The sequence below is a fragment of the Neobacillus novalis NBRC 102450 genome (assembly GCF_001591805.1).
Taxonomy (GTDB): domain Bacteria; phylum Bacillota; class Bacilli; order Bacillales; family Cytobacillaceae; genus Neobacillus; species Neobacillus novalis.
In genome coordinates this window covers 346,070-365,916 of sequence record NZ_BCVP01000010.1, presented here as the reverse complement: position 1 = coordinate 365,916, position 19,847 = coordinate 346,070, and the positions used below count along the sequence as shown (strand labels likewise).

Genomic DNA, 19,847 nt, shown 5'->3' with positions numbered 1-19,847 from the left:
GATAAATGATTTCTTTAATGCTGAGCTTTTTATATAAAGCTAGTAGTTGTTAAAGTATTTAGGAGAAAAATTGAAAAATCAGAGGGAGGCAAGAAAATTGCGTGTAAGCAGGTCATTTAAAAAGATACTTAGCATTTCGATGGCTCTATTACTTTCAACCTCCGTTGTGGCTGCAACAGGTCCATCCATTGAAGCCAAATCGAACAATTCGAGCAGTTCCAATGTAAGTTCATCCGTTTCCAACGATGAGTATTCATTAAAGCAGGCGATTAAGTATAACAATGTATATCAATTGCATAAAAATTGGCAAATTCAATCTTCGGCCATTGATAAAGGAAATGGGGCCGATATATCTAAGCCTGGGTATCGGGCAGATGGATGGTTCAATACCACTGTCCCTAACACGGTAATGGGGGCTCTGATTGAAGCGGGGGATATTGAAGATCCGTTTATTCACGACCGTATATCCCGTACCGATGAATCCAGATACAATGCTCCTTGGTGGTACCGCACTGAGTTTACGTTACCCGCAACGGAGCAAGGCAAGAAAATATTAGTAAATTTCCAAGGAATCGGCTACCAAGGCGACATTTGGGTTAATGGAACAAAGATTGCCGATAAATCAGAAGTTATTGGGTCATTCAGAACCTACGAATTGGATATTTCCGATTATGTAACGGCTGATGGCAAAACAAAAAATACAATCGCAGTAGAAGTAACGAAATCTAACTTCGGTAAAGACTTCTCTGTGTACTGGGTGGATTGGGTTCCAAGACCGACTGATAACAATATGGGCTTATGGCGTGATGTATTTATTACTACCTCTGATGTTGTAACGACCCGCAACCCTTTTGTCGTTTCTAAAGTTGAACCTAACCTTACAACAGCAAGTCTCAATGCTTATGTAGATGTAACGAATTACTCTGATAGTCCGGTTTCAGGAACTGTGGAAGCAACAATTAAAGACCCTAAAGGTGCCGTTGTAACCACTCTTTCCCAGCCTGTAACCTTGAGCGCGGGTGCAAAGGATCAGGAGATTGCTTTTACAGCCGATAAATTTAATGGACTGAAAATAAACAACCCTCAATTATGGTGGCCAATCGGTATGGGTGAACCATCTCTACACACAATTGAATTCAAATTTACGGCAATTGATCAAAAGATTAAAGACAGCATAACCCAAAGATTTGGTATTCGAGAAGTAACAACGGAAATGAACGTGTCACCTTCCACTAAAACTAACCCACCGTTAAAGGATATGGTGCAGTTCTATGTGAATCACAAGCCTGTTCTAATAAAAGCAGGTGGATATTCTCCAACGGACCTATACTTACGCCGGGATATGGATACAAATATTGCGGTTGTCGAATACCTAAAAGATATGGGCTTGAATGCGATCAGGGATGAAGGTATTTTCTTTGATGATCGCTTGATCGACCTTCTAGATGAAAACGGTCTCATGTACATGGGTGGATGGACTTGCTGCAGCAGATGGCAGGAACCGGCTCAATACAATGATCGTGAACTAGAAATTGTTAATGAATCATTGACTTCACAGCTTCGCGAATTAAGGGTCCATCCAAGTATGATTGCCTGGTTAAATGGAAGCGATAACCCCGTATCTTACTCGAATTCTGCCCGCGGGAGAGAAGTAGAGCAAGCCTTTTTCGATATCGAAAATGATTTACACTGGGACGAGTATGGAGCTATTATCTCCAGCGGCTCTGCTAAGATAGCGACATTAACCGGAACAACCAGCGGTATGCACATGGATGCTTCCTATGATTATGCACCACCTGCCATGTGGTTTGAGGATATGGATCAAGGCGGGGCGTTCGGATTTACCTCGGAAGCTGGGCCAGGTCCAAGTATACCAGTTATTGAGACAATGAAGAAGATTCTCCCCGAACATGCATTATGGCCTTATAATGTCGGAGGCGATAATTATCAGCAGTGGAACTTCCACAATGCCAGGGGCAGCTTTAGGGATCTTTCGAAGTTTAACTTAGCGATGGATAACCACTATGGCGAATCTAATAGTCTTGAAGAATATAATATCAAGGCGCAGGTTCAGCAATATGATTCCCAGCGAGCCGTGTTTGAAGCGTTAAATGCCAACAAATATACCAAGTCTACAGGTTGGGTCCAGTGGATGCTTAATAATGCTTGGCCAGGTATGTTTTGGAACCTATTTGACTTCTATCTTAACCCGAACGGTTCCTATTTCGGAGCGAAAAAAGGAAATGAACCGCTCCATATAATGTATGATTACGCTTCTAAGGAAGTGAAGATTCTTAACAGCACGAATCAGGACTACTCCGGTTTGAAAGCGAAGGTTCAAGTTTACAATATTGATAGCAAGAAAGTGTATGACAAAGAGTTTAATAACCTTGCTTTGACCCCAGATGGCGCAAGCCCAGCTGTTGGCGGCCAACCTAAACAGGTTGGTTATCAAACAATCAATTTTGATGGCAAAATTGACAAGGCCGACGGGATAACAGTGGTTGACAAAATAGCAGAATCCAATCTTCAGGTATCGCCTACTTATTTTATTCGCTTAGAATTAAGAGACAGCAAGGATAATCTTGTAAGTATCAACTCCTATGCACAATCGACGAAAAAAGATTTGGTCAGATACCAAAATCATGGTTGGAACTATACACCGCAGGATCAATTTGCAGACCTTACCCAATTGCAGAAGCTTGGTCAGGTGGACTTGCAAATCGAAGGAAAACCGAAAACGGTGAACAACGGTCAAGAGCAAACTATTACTTATACGGTTAAAAACAAGGGCAATTCTATTGCTTACGCCGTATTCGCCAAAATCAAGAAAGGCGCTAATGGTGATCTGGTTGCCCCGGTAAAAATGGAAGATAACTACTTTATGTTGCTGCCTGGAGAGAAGAGAACCCTCTCAGCAACATACAATTTGTCTGATTTGGGTAATGTAACGCCTGTAGTTGAGGTCAACAGCTATAACAACCTAACATCGAAGAATAAGCCGATGCCGACTACTACAAATCTTGCTTTTGGAAAAACAGCAACAGCATCAACCACACAAGGATCAAATACTGCTAATAGAGCGTTAGAAAGCTCGATGTATACAAAGTGGCAGAGTTCAACAAGCTCCACTGGAGCCGACCCACAATGGTTCCAAGTTGATTTTGGTAAACCGACGAAATTTGATCGGACGATCATTAGATGGGATTATGCAAACTATGCACGGGACATGGTCCTTGAAGGGTCAGATGATGGCGTAAATTGGGTGCCAATCTACGATGGAAAAAATCTAAACGGTTCTTCTGTAAGCGACTTACAGTTTGATTCTGTAACTAAGCGTTATATTAAGCTGACGATGTCCGGAAAACGACCAGCTGGTCCGCAAATCGGTCCTGGAGGTACAGGGAATGGCGTAATTGGATTAGGAGCAACTGCAGCGTCTACCAGCTTCAATATTGCTTCGTTTGAGGTATATGATGAGCCGGTAAGTCTTTATACAATCCAGGAAAAATTGGAGAAATATATTGCGAAAAATGATGTACGTTCACCATTGACCAATCAGCTGGGTAATAGTCTTGAGCAGGCCATCCATCATGAGGAGAAAGGGCATCGTGATCAGGCGATAAAAAGTCTTAACGATTTTCTAAAGCATATGAACAACGAAGCCCATAGAGATAAATTATCGGTGCAGGCTAAAGAAAAGTTGACAGCGGATATAGAGGACTTATTAAAAGAGTGGAAATGATTTAACTAATTTCAAAAAAACTTCTCTTTAATAATTAACGATTAACGAGGCAAAGGGCAATCTTTTTATGATTGTCCTCTGCTTTCTATCCTGAATTTTAACTGTTGGATGCTGTCTTGCGGCTTGACACAGCGGTTGAGGCTAATTATGCGTTGGCAAAAGCCGGCGAGATCTTTGCAGAGGTATATAGGGAATATATCCAAAAAACTAATTAGGGTCCGCTGAATAATTGGAAAATTCAATATAAACAATGGTTTTTCTGCTTTAAGAAATATCGTAATCATAGGAGGTAAGTAGCTATGGAAACAAAGAAACAATCGAAACTCACGACCTTTATGGAAGAAAACTTTGTGCCCGTCGCGGCAAGAATTGGAGGTCAAAGGCATTTGCTGGCTCTGCGTGACGGCATTGTCATGATAATGCCGCTGTTGATTTTAGGCGCTTTCGCTATGATAGTCATAGACTTCCCTGTCCCTGCTTGGATAGCCCTTATGGAGTCTGCCGGTTGGAGCTGGGGCGGTAAAATCGACATCTTGATAGACGCAACGTTCGGCATCATGGCAGTAATCGCCGCGTTTGGCGTCGCAAGCTCATTGGCTGGCAGCTACAAAAAGAATGATGGCACCTCAGTAGACGGTATCCCCGCGGGTATTCTCGCCATAGCATCATTCTTTGTTGTTACCCAAAGCGACGGCACGGGTTCTGAAAATCTTTTTGTTGCAATGGCTTTCGCTTTACTTACTGGTGAGATCTATCGTCTGTTCGTCCAAAAAAACTGGATCATCAAGCTGCCAGACACAGTACCAACAGCAGTTTCAAGACAGTTCTCAGCACTGCTTCCGGGTCTGGCTATCCTTGGTATCTCGTGGCTTATCATTGCCGTACCGATGTCGTATACCAGTTATCATACTATATCTCATTGGCTGAATGAAGGTCTGTTCTCCTGGCTGACTAATTTCGGTCTTTCATATCCGTTCATGATGTTTGGATCCTTTATCGAGCACTTGTTGTGGACATTCGGTCTGCACGGATCCGCAATTGTAATATTCCCTTTCTTCGAGCCACTTTGGATCAGCGTTACCCATGCCGGAACGACTTCCATCATCACATGGCCATTCTATGAAAACAACGTGTGGCTCGGCGGTTCGGGAGCTACTTTGCCTGTGGTTATCTATATGTTGTTATTTGCTAAGTCAAGGCTACTCAAAGATGTCGGTAAGATTTCCATAGGACCTGGTATATTTAATATTAACGAGCCGGTCACGTTCGGTCTTCCTATCGTTTTGAACCCTATGCTTATGATACCGTTCATAATCTCTCCGCTCGTGATCGTCACCATCATGTATGGAGGCACATCAATCGGGCTGTTCCCTATAATGGATAAGATCGTGCCATGGACGACACCCATCTTTATTAGCGGTTTCCTTGCCGCCTCAGGTGATATAGGTAGCAGGTTAATGGCTGTGCTGGCACAAGTCATATGTTTTTCCGCATCGTTCATTATCTATCTGCCTTTCATCCGCGCATGGGATAAAATCAACCTGAAACGTGAGGCGGGAGAATCTTAATTTACTATAAAAGAAATGGAAGAATCCCCTGCACTTTAAGGGCAGGGGATTTTGAGGAGACAGTGCTATGAAAAAAAAGGATGATGGCAACAAGGCAGTAGAGTCTTTCAAACACAGCCGCCCCAAAAACTTCTATCGAAACAGATTTTTCGCGCTAGTAATTGATTTTATTGTCATTATGCTCTTGTGCCAAATTGTGTTTGCCATATTTGGCATACCCGATTGGAAACACTACTTACAGACTCAGGAGGCGGTCAGGGGGTTAACCGCTTCAGATACCCTAGTCGTGGAACGTATGAAGCTCTATCAAGAGTGTTTTCTAATCACATTAAGCATAGGGGTAGTCTACGAGGCTTTAATGCTGGTGTTTTTTGGGGTGACTATAGGTAAACTGGTATTCGGTATGCGCGTCGTCAGTGTCAAAACGGATAAGAATTTCTACCTAGGTAAGCTCATGCTAGCTATGCGCTCCGTGATTAAGGCGGCATCAATATACTTGCTTGCAGCTATACCGTTCTTGTTCATGTGTTTGACTACATTCGGCAATTCGGAAGGACGTTCTGGGTTTGATGGATTCGCTGGTACAAAAGTTATTAAAGTAAGGAGTAAATAACTATGAATATTGCGGTTAAGACCCCGTTGATGGCGGATAAGATAAAGGAACTATTGGACGGGAATACCTTTGACGGGGTAGACTTCACTTTTTTGGAAATGAAGGGCAGGGAAATAATATTCAGCGTTACCGGAGACAGTGAACAGATCGCTGTTGCCGCGACCAAGAATGCAATTAAGGCCACGGATTATGGAAGAGGACTCTACTTTTCCATTATCGTGAAATAATGGGAGCTACATTAAAAACTATGTTGTATAGGTTTTACCAAGACAGTTCTATCTTCCAGACAAAGAAGCAATAATACTTGGCTGTCTAATAGATGTTAAAGATGAACATTCCATAGGGTATATTGTACAAGAATTGAAGGATTGGTAAACAAAACGAATTATTAAGCGATTCATATTAAATAATCCGTTGGAGGGGAATAGCATGAAAACAATTATGTTAGTATGTGCAGCAGGAATGAGTACTAGTCTGTTAGTTTCAAGAATGCAAAAAGCAGCCGAAGCCAAAACAATTGAAGCGGATATTTTTGCAGTTTCTGCTTTAGAAGTTGATGGTATTTTGGAAAGAAGGACATCGATGTATTATTGCTTGGCCCGCAAGTCCGTTATATGAAAGCTCAAGTTGAAAAGAAACTTCAAGGAAAAAACATTCCGATTGACTCCATTAATATGCAAGATTATGGACTGATGAACGGTGAAAAAGTTTTAGAAGCAGCCTTAAAACTAATTGATACGAAATAATCATGCTTTGAAAATCCGTTTGTGAGGAGTATTAACTTAAGAGTTAATATTCCTTTTACAATTCTTATGTAAAAAATTCAGCAGTTACGCCGCTGCTGCCAGAGGGATGTGTAATGAAGATGGTTAATGAAAGTTTAGAAATGATCGCTTTTCAAATAATCAGCAATGTTGGAACAGCAAAAAGTTTAGTAATGGAAGCCCTTTATGCAGCAAAGGATGGGGATTTTGCCCTGGCAGAAGAAAAATTGGATGAGTCCAAACAATACTTTGTTGAAGGACATAAAGTACATGCTTCCTTAATTCAAAAAGAAGCAGCCGGAGACAAAACTGAATTTTCCTTGCTCTTTATGCATGCTGAAGACCAATTAATGAGCACCGAAACAATTACCGAATTGGTGAAAGAAATGATAGAAATGTATAAAAGATTCGGCAAATAATGGCAACTATTGAAATTATAATTTTAACTACACGCAGTAGGGATTTCAAGTAAAAAAGGGCCTCAAGATTGCAACAATTGGCGGCGGTTCCAGTTATACTCCGGAATTAATTAAAGGTTTTATTAAATGTTATGATGAATTACCTGTATCGGAAATTTGGCTGGCCGATATCGAAGAAGGACAAGAGAATTTAACTATTGTTGGTAATCTTGCAAAACGGATGATTTAAAAGGCAGGGGTGCCAGTAGTTGTTCATTTAACATTGGACCGTAGAGCGGCGAAAAAGATGCTGATTTTGTTACAACCCAATTACGCGTCGGCCTGCTGGATGCACGGCAAAAGATGAGCGGATTCCACTAAAATATGGTGTATTAGGCCAGGAAACGAATGGGCCTGGCGGGTTATTTAAAGGATTACGGACGATACCGGTTATTTTGGATATATGTAAAGATATGGAGGAGCTGGCCCGGATGCATGGCTGATTAACTTTACAAATCCCGCCGGTATGGTGACAGAGGCTGTATTAAGATACTCAAATATTGATAAAGTCGTTGGACTATGTATTGTTCCAATTGGTATGGATAGGGCCGTCGCGGATTTATTAGAGGTGGATCATTACAGAGTCCGAATTGATTTCGCCGGACTAAATCATATTTTGTTTTTTTAGGAAGAAACCTCCCTTTAACGGTTTAAGTGTTAGATCCGCTTTTCCACAAGCACCTAACATCATTACTGACGCAACCATAATTACTGCAGCTTTACCTAACAGCCATAAAGTACTAGGTCTTTATGGCTGGGGAACTAATTGGATATTTCTGGAATGAGCATTTAGTAGTATGGACGACTGTGAATTAGGGATATATGCTTAAGGTACAGGGAGTAAGCGCTACCATTTCCTTTGTACATAGTATTTCGCCTGCAATAAACCCCAAAGGAGGAATTTAAAGCGTAATACTTATCATGTTGTAGAAACCTGGTTCAATCTGCACGTTAAAGCGAATGAGTGTAAAGAGATTAAACGAGGAGGAGAAACAGTGAAAAAATTTTTCAAGAAGTTGATGATCCCATTTTTGGCAGTTGCTCTTTTGTTAACAGGAATCCCGCATTCCGGTGCATCGGCGAAGTCCGCAATTAAGGACTTGGTCATCGACCTGAATGTTCCCCAAGTAGAGCGTGAGGCTGTCGACAATAAAATTGATTTAAGGGCACTTCATGTATATGATGACGGACGCTTTATGCTGGCTTCGCAAAACTTGGTCTGGAGTTCCTCGAATAAAAACGTTGCCTCTGTCAAAGATGGCGCAGTTACGTTATCGGGACATAATGGAAAAACGTTTATCTCTGTCAGCGATGGCATTTTCACGGACCGGATTGCAATCCAATTCAAAGGCAATCAGGGACAGATCCTTGTTGAAAAAGAAAAGGGAAAACGCTATGATCTGATTGGCCATGCGATAAAAAACATGACCATGGAAGAAAAAGTCGGGCAATTGCTGATGCCGGATTTCCGTAATTTTAAAGGTCAAACTGTAACAGTAATGACCGATGAACTTGCCGAGCAGGTTAAAAAATACCATCTGGGCGGGGTCTTATTGTTCCAACCAAACACGGTGACAGCCACACAAACAACAAAGCTAGTCGCCGCTTATCAGGAGGCCGCGGGAAAGTATGGACTATTAATTTCCATTGATCAGGAGGGCGGAAATACTACTCGTCTGCAATCCGGAACGCATTTTCCAGGAAACATGGCGCTTGGTGCCGCAGGGTCTGAAGAGCTCTCAGAAAAGGTTGGAAAAGCGATTGGCGAGGAACTTCATGCTGCTGGAATTAATTTTAACTTTGGACCAGTACTTGATGTCAACAATAATCCTGACAACCCAGTGATTGGCGTGCGTTCGTTTGGCGAAGATCCAGAGCTTGTTGCTAAATTAGGCAAAGCCTATATTAGAGGACTTCAGGCAACGGGTACAGCCGCAACAGCAAAGCATTTTCCAGGGCATGGTGATACGGCAGTGGATTCTCACTTAGGACTTCCGGAAGTGGGGCATGAAAAAGAACGTTTGAAACAGGTAGAATTATATCCATTCCAGCAGGCGATGGATGCCGGGATGGACGCGGTTATGACAGCGCATGTCACTTTCCCGAAAATTGACGATACAAAAGCCATTTCGAAAAAGGATGGCACTGAAATCGCCATTCCTGCAACACTTTCCCATAAGGTGCTAACCGGTCTCATGCGAGAAGAGATGGGCTTTAAGGGCGTTATCGTAACGGATGCAATGAACATGCTAGCGATTGCCGATCATTTCGGCCCAGTCGATGCAGCCGTTCGTGCGGTAAAAGCAGGTGCGGATATTATCTTAATGCCTGTTGGTTTAGACGTTGTTGCAAATGGGCTTTATGAGGCAGTAAATTCTGGTGATCTTTCTATCGAAAGAATTGAGCAATCCGTTGAACGGATTTTAACACTGAAATTAAATCGCGGCATTGTCAAGCCAGAGGCAGCGCCGAATGTTGATGAAATGGCTGCCAACGCCGAGAAGGTTTGGAGATCTGCGGAACATTTACAGTTGGAAAAGGAAGCTGCAGAAAAATCGATTACCCTTGTAAAGAATAATGGTGTACTTCCATTGAAAGCAGCTGCGGGCGATCGGATTGTCGTCGTCGGTTCGAATGCGACTACACTTGGACCCGAAGTTCAAAAACATCATTCCAATGTAACGGTGATCAACAGTGCTACTTTACTGTCCGGTGCTAATTTAACTACTGCCAAATCGGCAAAATATATTATTGTCGGTACAAATACTTCTAACGTGGCTGGAAGACTGCCTTCTGCCAATCTCATGAGGCTGGTTAACCAAATGATTGATGAAACCGACGCAGAAGTGATTGGGGTAGGACTCCGCAATCCGTATGACATCATGGCCTATCCAAACGTCAATGCCTACTTGGCACAATATGGAACGAGAGAAGCAAGTTACGAAGCATCAGCCAACACCATATTCGGAGTCAACAAACCAACCGGCAAACTGCCGGTTGCCATCTATAACCAAGACGGCAGTGTCCTCTACGGATATGGCCATGGCTTAGGATATTAATAGAGTTTATTAGGTGATATTCACCAAATGAGACGGAGATCCTCCTTAATAGGAGGTCTCTTTTTTTGATAAATGGCTTCGGCGGATTATTTATTGAAATAGGCGAGATTTTAACGAAAGACCGGGGATATTGGACTCGAATATAACAGTGTCTAAAAACAAATAGAATCAGGGTGAGAACCAGCTCCAAGCATTGAAAATTTATATGGTTATGAGAATCATAGCTTGGCGATAATGGTGATAGATTCGTTATGGAGAGGGGGCAATGAGTGTGAAGAGCGGTAAACAATACGATAACATAGCGTTTTCTAAATAGACGTCCCAAAGAGGATTCGAACCTCCGACCTACAGTTTAGGAAACTGCAGGTCATTTCTTATATTAGGTGCAATTTGGTGCCATGCTAGGTGCCCAAATTTTTAAAATTATAAATCACAACAAGGTACTAGGAAGCAAGAAACCTTGAATTATCAGTACTTGAGGGTATATGAAGATACTAGAAAAACAGGTGCCAGGTCTGGTGGGTTCGATTCCCACGCAGTCCCGCCAACTCAATACTGTCAAGGGTTCTAGCGAATTCTTATCTTACATAGACCAGAGGGAACTCGGTCTTTTTTCTATTGAATGGTGCCCAAATGGTGCCATTCACATTTTGGTGCCCTTTATTTATTCAAGTAATCCATTTAAGTGATTTACAGCAATTCCTTCAATCGAATCCGTAACATGAGAATAGGTATCCAACGTTACCTGAATTTTAGAGTGTCCTAACCGCTCCCTTACTACTTTCGAAGGAACATTTTCTTTAAGCAGCATGGTCGCATGGGAATGCCGCAAATCATGAAACCGAATGTCCGGAAGGTTAGCTGCTTTTAACACTCTCTTAAAAGTTCTCGTTAATTCAGAAGGTATCATGATATTTCCTTTTGAGTTACAAAAAACAAGGTTATTATTGGAACATGTACGGTGCGACAAAATCTTTTCTGAAAAGTTTACTGGAACTAAGAGAGAGCGGCCGCAGTTTCAAGAATTGCTTTCTCTTTTAAAAGAAGGTGATACGCTTGTTGTAACGAAGCTTGATCGCTTTGTCAGTTCGGCCGTGGACGCTATCCAAATTATCAGGAATCTGTTTGAACAGAGTGTCAAAGTGCATGTTTTGAATATGGGATAGGTTGAGAATACTCCAACAGGAAAACTGATTTTAACCATCATGAGTGGGTTCGCAGAGTTTGAAAGAGATATGATCTTAGAGCGCACACAGGAAGGTAAGGCTATAGCGAATCAGCGCGGGGATTTTAGAGAGGGACGTCCCAAAAAATTCAAAAAGGCACAAATTGAACACGCTTTGAAACTGCTGGAAACAAACTCTTACAAACAAGTCGAAGATATTACTGGTATAAATAAAAGCACGCTCATTAGGGCTATGAAACAGCAAGAACAGCTAGGTTAAGTGGATTTGATAAAAGTCGACCGTTTAGGTCGGGAATTATATTTGATAATTACAATTCTCATATATAGAAGTATAGCTATGTTGGTCAGACTAACCTTTGCTTTAATTGTGAATGTAATAATGGCCGTTAGAGCGGTTATTTTTTGCTTCTTCGACTAAAGTGGAGTTGAACAATCGTCATTAGCTTTATTCAACAATCGGGCCAGATTGTTGAATAACACATTTAAACTAAATTGGTATGCGTAAAGATATTGTGAGGCTTTTCACTTTTAGGGATACATGAATGGCATTGCCATCACATAAACCATTATTACTTTTTGAAAGATGATAGTTATGAAAAGTTCCTAAAATGGTCAGTATCAGAATTATTATGTTCAAAATCAGTGTACAGAAGCTTATAAACTCCCACTTAAGCAAAAATATATACCTCGTTCCCCAAACAGATACCGGCACACTCAGTCTCGAACAATCTCCATCGAATAAAAGCAGTCACTAACCAACCTTTCATTGATTTCTGTGTTCTCGGGCACAATCTCATCCAACTTCATTCCAACCTTTTCTAATACCCTTCTTAACGCCAGATGCTCTTCAGAGCAGACAGCGATGAATCTCTCAAAGGCGAACGTATCCATCGCGAACTTGATTACACGTCTTACCGCTTCAGTCGTACTTTTAGGTATAAGATTCAATGAACAGTTATATTTATTTCCAAAAGGAAATAGATTAGATAGCGTAATAAAGGACTTTCAAGCATGAATTACAAAAGAGAATTTGCAGAACTAAAAGGGCTGATTAAAAAGGAAAGAGAGGGAAACCAAATGAAAAAGATTATAACGGTACAAAGCAACAACGGCTTCTCCGAAACTGGGCTGCGTAGAATGCGCGACGTGCTGGCACGGCATGTCGAGTCCGGGAAGATTCCTGGGCTTGTCGCCCTGGTCAGCCGGTACGGCGAGACGCACGTCGAAGCGATTGGGACGATGCGCCATGACGGTGGCGCGCCGATGTGCCGGGACACGATCTTCCGAATGGCCTCAACGTCCAAGCCGGTTACGATCGCGGCGGCGATGGTCCTGCTCGACGAGTGCAGGCTGCGGCTGGATGACCTGGTTGAGCAGTGGCTGCCGGAACTCGCCAACCGGCGGGTGCTGAAGCGGATTGACGGCCCGCTGGACGATACCGTGCCTGCGCGGCGGCCGATCACCGTACGGGATCTGCTGACCTCCACGTTCGGGCTCGGCATGGATATGACATCACTGGGCACTCCGATCATGAGCGCGATCTTTGAGCAGGGGCTCACGCCCAATCTGCCGGAGCTGGTGCCCGAGCCGGATGAGTGGATGCGCCGCCTTGGCGCGCTTCCATTGATGCACCATCCCGGGGAGCGCTGGCAGTACCACATCAGCAACGATCTACTCGGAGTGCTCGTTGCCAGGGTCACGGGCCAGTCGTTTGAGAGGTTCATGCGCGAACGCATCTTCGACCCTCTGGGCATGAAGGACACCAGTTTCCACGTGCCCGCCGACAAGATTGACCGGCTGCCGACCCTCTACGCCCCAGACCCGCAGACCGGAGAGTTCATCGTATGGGACGAGGCCAAGGGGGGACGCCACAGCCAGCCTCCGGCATTCCAGGGCGGCGGCGGCGGACTGGTCTCCACCGTCGACGACTACCACGCCTACTTCCGGATGCTGCTGAATCACGGGATGCACGGTACCGAACGGATCCTATCCCGGCCCGCCGTCCAGCTGATGACCACCAACCGCCTCACGCCCGAGCAACAAGCCGCCCGAAACGCCATGGCCAACAACAACGTCCATGTGTCATTCGGCCAAGGACAGCACGGCGGCTGGGGCTTTGGGATGGCGGTGCGCACCTACCGTGGTGACTACGCGTCCATCGGCCAGTTCGGCTGGGACGGCGGAAGTGGCACCGCGACGTACGCTGACCCGGACAAACAGCTCACTGGAATTCTGCTCACCCAGGTCGGGGCGTCCACTCCGGATTCAACGCGGCTTATCCACGACTTCTGGACCATGGTCTATCAGGCAATCGAAGACTGACACCGAGCCCGCGGTTCGTCGTTCGTTTAAAAAAGTTCGGTGAATATCATCTTCCTAATTAGGGCAGAACCATGACGTGATGTGGAGTTGGTTGGACGGAGTAGAAGCGGGCAGGGGCATGGCCGCGAGCCCTTGGAGGTCTATTCAAAACTTGCAATCACCCATGCCCAGCAGGGACATAACTAGGTCATCAATAAATAATTTCCCATTTAATTACATCTACATTGCGGGTGGTGTCAGCTTCGCTGGTACTCCCCCTTATTAAGTTGAACCAATCGGGCCTTTACGGGCTGTTGATCCCCACTTAGAAATTTTTGTTTTACTCAACTTCTTGAAGTGGGGGTCTTACAGCCCGTTAATCTGCGATAAATTGATAAAAATGCTCGACTTAAGGGTGCGTGATTCCAGTAAGGATTAACGCCTTTTTTGTTGAGGCTATCGAGGCAGGATATGAAGTCTGGTAATAAGCTTGATAATATAACATAGTAATAATAATTCATTTCAAAGGAAGTGATTTTTGAATATGAAAAAGACGGTCTTTTTAATAAGTGGTCCACCTGGGTCTGGAAAGAGTACATTGGCTGATAAGATATGTAAAAGTATAAACGGGTTATCTGTACATATAGAGGGGGATCTACTATACAATATGGTAAAGAAAGGATGGGTACATCCTTGTGATGATCACGATAATTTTTTACTGAATATTTTATGGGACAATATAGTTACTCTAGTTGAAAACTTTACAAAAAATAAAATGAATGTAGTTACTGATTATGTTTTTTCTAAAGAGCAGATATTTTCTGTTATAGATAGAATAAAGAATTTAGATATTAATATTAAAGTAATAGTAATTAAAAGTGAAATAGATACCCTAATTAATAGGGATAAACAACGAAGCGGAGTTGCGTATGTAGGGGAAGAAAGAATTAGACAAATTGTTAAAGATTTTTATTCAGATAAATTTCCAAAGAGATTAATACTTGATAATAATGATTCTTATTTAGAAGACCTTGTAAATATCGTTTTGAATGATGATAGGTTTACTGTGAATTAATTTGTAATGTTAGCTTAAGCATATCTTAATTTAAGGTAAATCAATTAACCAAACAAACTTTCTTAATCAACGGGGGCTTTACTGAAACAAGGAATAAACTAAAAAGAGCCTCAATATGCAAGTTTTTATACACTACTTGTATATTTAGGCTCTTATTATATTCATTAAACATACTGCCATTTTATTTGCCCAAAACAGTTTGACTTCGTTTTATAAGAGAATCATGTCGTTGAGGCTCCATGTCAAAGGACATTGGTTTTAATCTAATTTCCATTTAAGTGTGTCACTTAAATGAGCAAAAACTGTGTCATTTAACTAGACTGTCACAGCAGGCTATTACTCTTGTCAATTCGTTGCTAAAACTCCTGCTATGACTATTTTTAGAAGGAGATTTACAAAAATGTATACGTCTGTCCACTTGAATTATTTTGTTAAAACTTCCCCTAATTGCCCCCCAATTCTTTGGGGGAGAATACAAAATTCTACAAAGCAGAGGTAAAAAAAAAACCCTAGAAGCGTTGAAATAACGCGGTTTCTAGGGTTTTGTGATAGCTGGTTAATAAGCAAATCAATTAACGTGAGGAATACTCAACGGTCCCCAAAACACTAGTATTCATGTGGCGTGAAGGGGGATTTTTTAAAACCTCCCACAGAACCTTCCCCAATGTATTGGATTTAAAGTTTGGGCTGCCTCACCTGTTTGTGAGACAGCTTATTATGAGTCTGCGAGGTGATTTTACCTGGTTCTTAAGCTGAACCGGCTCACTCTTGGCGACTGTTTTGCCGTTCTATAATGTGCCGTTGACACTGCAAGCTCAATCATCATGGCAGGCTGATGTTGAAATTCACGGTCAAGGTATGGAAATCTTGAAACAAAGCTGCACTCAGCGGATTTCGAGGAGCCACCACCAATCATTATCATCCCGGTTGCCGAAGCCGGTTACCTCTTGTTGGCCGGCCGTCCAACGGGCATCGCTGAACCCTCGGTGGGAGTGAAGTGTATGGTTGGTGGGCAAGTGAACAAGTCGCACCCGTCGCTGTGCGGTCCACTGGCCGCCGCCGTCAATCTCGACCCGCCAGTTATCGTTGTCGTCTCCCTGGCCTCCGGCGCCAAAGCAGGTTACCTCCTGCTGACCGGTGACGGGTGAAGGGTGTCCGGTGTGGCTATGCAGATTGCGTTGTGTAGGCACATGCCCGAGCCGGATTACATCGCCGTGTTGGACTACTTCATTGATCCTGTGGTTCGCTTGTGTGCCGTTGGCCCCCTTGATCTTCCAAAGGTCATTGTCATCGGCTCCTTTGAAGCAGGTGACCTGCTGCTGACCTGAGCTGCCCTTGTGGCCGTAGTTCAGTGCGTGCGAATGGAGAGTCAGCCCTGTCAAAAGATGACTTACCTTGATTGTCTGACCGTACCGGACCGCAGCATTGGCAGCAGGAGGATTGGACGTAAACACGGGAGGGTCCTTCTTCTGGTAGTCAACTACGAAAAAGCCCCGCCAAGGGTGGGTATTCGTGGCGTCAAAGTGGGGGTTTCCCTGTTCGGAGGACAAAACCACCTCCTGACCTATCGTGTTGTTATCGTACACGAACACTTTCATAATTTCGGCCTTCGGGTGCCACTCATACCCATAGGCTAGCACCTGGTGATTCTTCGATCCGATTTCCTCAAGGCTGGTTGCGCTTATGAGGCCGAGGACGACCGGCTTACCGGCGTCGATAATCGCTCGCAGCTTTGGAAATTCATCCTCCTTTGTCCAGCGGGTGACTCCTTTTCCTCCAAGGACGGTAGAATGATCAGACGCTAAGATCCAACGAACATAATTGATGGAGGAAACCAAAAGGAAACTGTCCATAAGCCGGCTGTAAATGTAATCCGCAAGCCAGTGTCCATCCGGTGGAACCTTTGCGTTGAACAGATTCCCGGTGTATTTCGGAACCGGAATGCCCTTGTGAAAGTAGTCGAGTGCTGCAAAAGCCATTCCGCCGCACCGTCCATATGTTGTCACCTGCCCATAACCGGGAATTTTAGCCACAGCATTGACGAAACTGTTGCTAAACAAAAAACCGTGAACCGCTGAGTCGAAACCAAGCTTACGAACATGGCGCCACGTTCCCGAATCCCAGAGTGCTTTTTCCTGTTTGGTGTAGATCACCGCGTTTCCATCATCTTGAAGGATGAGATATGCTCCGGGGTTTCCAGCGGTGCCTGAGTCCCATACTGTCTGTCCATCAGCCTTGCAGACGACAAGGCTGCCATTATCCCGCATGATTGCTTTTACGCCGCCTCTGCCGTTAGTGCCGGACGCCCAGACAGGGATGTTTTTGCCTCGATGTACTTCATAGAGTACTAAGTTTCCATCGGCCTGCATAATCAGGAATGCCCTCCCATTGTTTGCGGTGATCTGCTTGTTAGCCAGGAGTTCCAGCCCTGGCTGAAGCTGGTTAGCCATTCTATTACCACTCCATTCCAAAGAGAATTGGTACCATTTCCCATGGTCCCTTTTGCTAGTGTATTCAACAAATAATGTATAAATAACTAGTTAATATCCTATCAATAATGAAATACGAATTTATGAATAAAAATACCAGATGAATTTTGCTAATGAATTAATATCTAAATAAACTTATTTCCCCAAAAATCGATGAGGGAGAATACATAAATCTACAAATCAGAGTAAAAATAAAAAACCCTATAACTATTGACTTAACAAGGTTTTTAGAGTTTTTGTGGTTGCTATTTAATAAGAAAGTCAATTAACGTGAGTAATGCTCCATATTTGTAAAATGAGTTCGCTTCAACATTTGTTAAATGATCCAAGTCATAAGGCTTCTTTTTAGGATTACTCAGGTTTTGATAAATGTACTTCCTAATTTCTTCGTTATTCACGTTTTGAACACAGTTAGAAAAGGAAAAAGAAAGTTAAGTCGAGAGGTAAAAAGTGCTCCAAGAGTTATGGAAAATTTTACTATGACTGAAATGTTCGAGAGATTTATGTGGTTTAAAAACTCAGAAGGACTTGCTCCAAGAACGATTGAAGAATATATGCTACACTTTCAATGGCTTTTAGATTACTTAGGAGGAGACCTAGCAAAAGAGGAAATGACATTGGAAGTATTCCTCGATTGGATTGTTTACATGAAAGAGGGTCAGGGGTTGAAACCCACAACAGTTAATATGAGAGTCCGAACAACGAGAGCATTTCTTCGTTGGTGTAATCTCGAGAAGTATATAGACTATCCTATCCACGAAAGAGTTAAGCCGATTAAAACAGAACAAGACACATTAGAGTCTTTTACTCCAAGTGAAGTAAAAGCTTTGTTAAATGCTTTTGACGAAACAACATTTGTTGGATTCCGAGATAGAGTAATGACCCTAGTTCTGTTGGATTCTATGGTTAGGATTAGCGAACTGATTAACATATTGAATTTGATTCAAATAAAATTTAGAAAATTTTGGAAGAGAGACGATAATTCTGGGATTAAGGATTTAGATTCAGCACCAATATTATCTTCCATAACAAAATTAGTACAACAGTAGGAGGGAAATATAATAAGGACTTTAACAGAGTCCTTTTTTCTTGTTGAATTTTTGCACTTAAACTAGCATAGAGCAAAAATTTGTTGAACAAAGACAAGAATATTTGTGACGGTAGAAAATAAAAGACGTTATCCAATTAAGGAAACGTCTTCTCTAGTATTTAACTAATATATTAAATTACTTTCTTGATTTTGCTATCTAATAAATTTATTAAATAACTATGCTTTGCATTTCCTTGGGTATCATTTACCCTTTGTTGATAAGCATGAAGAGGAGAGGTTTTAATAATTTCGTCTAAATCCTTAAACGAGACTTTCCATACTCCATACATTGGGTTAACTTGTATATCTGTATCAGGATAATTAGGATTTGTATTTTTCTTATAATATCTAACTGGTACCCAATCAACCCAAAAATAAATATCTATATCAGGGTAGTTTTCTCTATATCTATCAGCGTCTTTCTTGTTAAAAGTAACTGTAAATTGTGGGTCATATCCGTATTTATTAGCAGTGAAGAATGGGGTATTTTGGGTTTTTAAATCGGATAACATTTGTTCAAATTCTATTAGAGAAAGGTCGGGTGCATATATGTTTCTTTCTTTTTCTGGATTTATTTTCAATCCTAATTTCCAACCGTATTTATTAACAAAAACATTTTCTTTTCTTACACCATGTCCACACCATGCACCTTTATTTTGTAAATCATAATTTGTTACTTCATTTCCATGAATATCATACATTGACATAAAAACACCCTCTTTTTACATATTTTCTTCTAAAAAGTTATTCCACATTCTCTCACCTGAATTTCCATATTTGTACACAAATTGTTCCGTCAATTGTTCACGTTTCATTTCTATCAATTCTTTTAATGTAAGTCCTCCACGGTCTTCGAAATTATTGGCGATGAAAATGGTTAGAGACCAAAGTTTTCTGTAACATTCAGGGTCTTTCGAAATAAACTCCCAAAAGTCACGACCAGCTTCAAAATCAAAACTTAAATATTGTTGAGTGATTCCACTTACACGATCAGGTTTCCCGTATCCAATACCCAAAAGTCCAGCTGAACCAGGTGCTCGTCTTATTGCGGATTGCAATTCACTACTAATTTGGACACAAATATCTTTGTTCACCGTATTCGGGCCAGATTTCATTTGTATGTACCAACGAACAGGCACTCCAAACTCATTTTCTTTTACAATTGAAATGTCTGCACCGCCCACTCCAGTCATTTCACAAAAAGCTGTAGCAATTTTTTGCATAGTATTTCCAAACCCCGTGCTTGTTGAACGTTCAAGCCTTGCATTTATCATATATTCAACAATTGTACTGGCGGAATTTAATTCAGCAGCCGTTCCTACTAATTTCATTAAAAGGGGATTTGGGGTCAAGTCGTCAAGGTGTAGATTTCGTAAATTTTTAAAAACGTTGTTTAGGTACTTTATCATGATGTCATGAATTTCGGTTGTGATATCTGTACCGTCTATTTTTCGAATACTTTGGTCAACCATTCGTCGTCCTCCAATAAAAAATAGGAT

At 42.3% G+C, this 19,847-nt stretch carries 15 protein-coding genes and 3 pseudogenes; 12 read left to right on the top strand and 6 right to left on the bottom strand.

Annotated features, from left to right (window positions below; translation table 11 throughout):
• Positions 1-97 precede the first annotated feature (97 nt).
• The 8 genes and pseudogenes from BANVL01_RS09645 (at position 98) to BANVL01_RS09615 (ending at position 10,207) form a co-directional block, all read left to right on the top strand.
• Entirely contained in the window at positions 98-3,745 is a 3,648-nt protein-coding gene (locus BANVL01_RS09645) for an FIMAH domain-containing protein (protein ID WP_066085662.1), read from the top strand.
• Between the two features lie 299 nt (positions 3,746-4,044).
• Entirely contained in the window at positions 4,045-5,313 is a 1,269-nt protein-coding gene (locus tag BANVL01_RS09640; RefSeq protein WP_066085665.1) for a PTS sugar transporter subunit IIC, read from the top strand.
• Positions 5,314-5,380: 67 nt separating this feature from the next.
• A complete protein-coding gene (locus tag BANVL01_RS09635) occupies positions 5,381-5,926 on the top strand; it encodes an RDD family protein (protein ID WP_066085667.1) in 546 nt (181 codons plus the stop codon).
• A 2-nt stretch (positions 5,927-5,928) separates the two neighbouring features.
• A complete protein-coding gene (locus BANVL01_RS09630) occupies positions 5,929-6,153 on the top strand; it encodes a hypothetical protein (protein ID WP_066085669.1) in 225 nt (74 codons plus the stop codon).
• A 202-nt stretch (positions 6,154-6,355) separates the two neighbouring features.
• A pseudogene (locus BANVL01_RS09625) lies at positions 6,356-6,672 on the top strand (PTS sugar transporter subunit IIB).
• Between the two features lie 113 nt (positions 6,673-6,785).
• Complete coding sequence (locus BANVL01_RS09620; protein ID WP_342342308.1) at positions 6,786-7,109, top strand: PTS sugar transporter subunit IIA; 324 nt, start codon at positions 6,786-6,788, stop codon at positions 7,107-7,109.
• Between the two features lie 67 nt (positions 7,110-7,176).
• Positions 7,177-7,770 (top strand): annotated as a pseudogene (locus BANVL01_RS26700) (family 4 glycosyl hydrolase); the annotation flags it as partial.
• Positions 7,771-8,167: 397 nt separating this feature from the next.
• A complete protein-coding gene (locus BANVL01_RS09615; protein ID WP_066096361.1) occupies positions 8,168-10,207 on the top strand; it encodes a glycoside hydrolase family 3 protein in 2,040 nt (679 codons plus the stop codon).
• Positions 10,208-10,871: 664 nt separating this feature from the next.
• Here the strand turns inward: BANVL01_RS09615 and BANVL01_RS09610 are convergent.
• Positions 10,872-11,177 carry a site-specific integrase gene (locus BANVL01_RS09610; RefSeq protein ID WP_169803156.1) on the bottom strand — a complete coding sequence of 102 codons (306 nt, stop codon included), beginning with the start codon at positions 11,175-11,177 and terminating at the stop codon, positions 10,872-10,874.
• Here BANVL01_RS09610 and BANVL01_RS09605 point away from each other — a divergent pair.
• Positions 11,116-11,652: pseudogene (locus BANVL01_RS09605) on the top strand (recombinase family protein). The gene BANVL01_RS09610 and the pseudogene BANVL01_RS09605 sit on opposite strands and share 62 nt — an antisense overlap.
• Positions 11,653-12,107: 455 nt before the next feature.
• On the opposite strand, the gene BANVL01_RS09600 reads toward BANVL01_RS09605, so the two are convergent.
• Positions 12,108-12,341 (bottom strand): GNAT family N-acetyltransferase, encoded by a 234-nt coding sequence (locus tag BANVL01_RS09600; RefSeq protein ID WP_235845518.1) that lies wholly within the window; start codon positions 12,339-12,341, stop codon positions 12,108-12,110.
• A gap of 129 nt (positions 12,342-12,470) precedes the next feature.
• Here BANVL01_RS09600 and BANVL01_RS09595 point away from each other — a divergent pair, with 129 nt between their 5' ends.
• Entirely contained in the window at positions 12,471-13,715 is a 1,245-nt protein-coding gene (locus BANVL01_RS09595) for a serine hydrolase domain-containing protein (protein WP_066096364.1), read from the top strand.
• Positions 13,716-14,238: 523 nt separating this feature from the next.
• Positions 14,239-14,769 (top strand): AAA family ATPase, encoded by a 531-nt coding sequence (locus tag BANVL01_RS09590; protein WP_169803155.1) that lies wholly within the window; start codon positions 14,239-14,241, stop codon positions 14,767-14,769.
• Positions 14,770-15,505: 736 nt separating this feature from the next.
• Here the strand turns inward: BANVL01_RS09590 and BANVL01_RS27720 are convergent.
• Positions 15,506-15,691 (bottom strand): hypothetical protein, encoded by a 186-nt coding sequence (locus tag BANVL01_RS27720; RefSeq protein ID WP_169803154.1) that lies wholly within the window; start codon positions 15,689-15,691, stop codon positions 15,506-15,508.
• On the bottom strand, positions 15,654-17,219 hold the full coding sequence (locus tag BANVL01_RS09585) for an MIR domain-containing protein (RefSeq protein WP_066085674.1): 1,566 nt from the start codon (positions 17,217-17,219) through the stop codon (positions 15,654-15,656). Before BANVL01_RS09585 ends, BANVL01_RS27720 begins: the two co-directional genes overlap by 38 nt.
• A 401-nt stretch (positions 17,220-17,620) precedes the next feature.
• On the opposite strand from BANVL01_RS09585, the gene BANVL01_RS09580 reads away from it, so the two are divergent.
• Positions 17,621-18,307 carry a tyrosine-type recombinase/integrase gene (locus BANVL01_RS09580; protein ID WP_066147829.1) on the top strand — a complete coding sequence of 229 codons (687 nt, stop codon included), beginning with the start codon at positions 17,621-17,623 and terminating at the stop codon, positions 18,305-18,307.
• A 172-nt stretch (positions 18,308-18,479) separates the two neighbouring features.
• On the opposite strand, the gene BANVL01_RS09575 is transcribed toward BANVL01_RS09580, so the two are convergent.
• Both BANVL01_RS09575 and BANVL01_RS09570 read right to left on the bottom strand, forming a co-directional pair.
• Complete coding sequence (locus BANVL01_RS09575) at positions 18,480-19,055, bottom strand: hypothetical protein (RefSeq protein WP_066085681.1); 576 nt, start codon at positions 19,053-19,055, stop codon at positions 18,480-18,482.
• Between the two features lie 15 nt (positions 19,056-19,070).
• Complete coding sequence (locus BANVL01_RS09570; RefSeq protein ID WP_066085683.1) at positions 19,071-19,820, bottom strand: PmeII family type II restriction endonuclease; 750 nt, start codon at positions 19,818-19,820, stop codon at positions 19,071-19,073.
• Between the last annotated feature and the right edge of the window lie 27 nt (positions 19,821-19,847).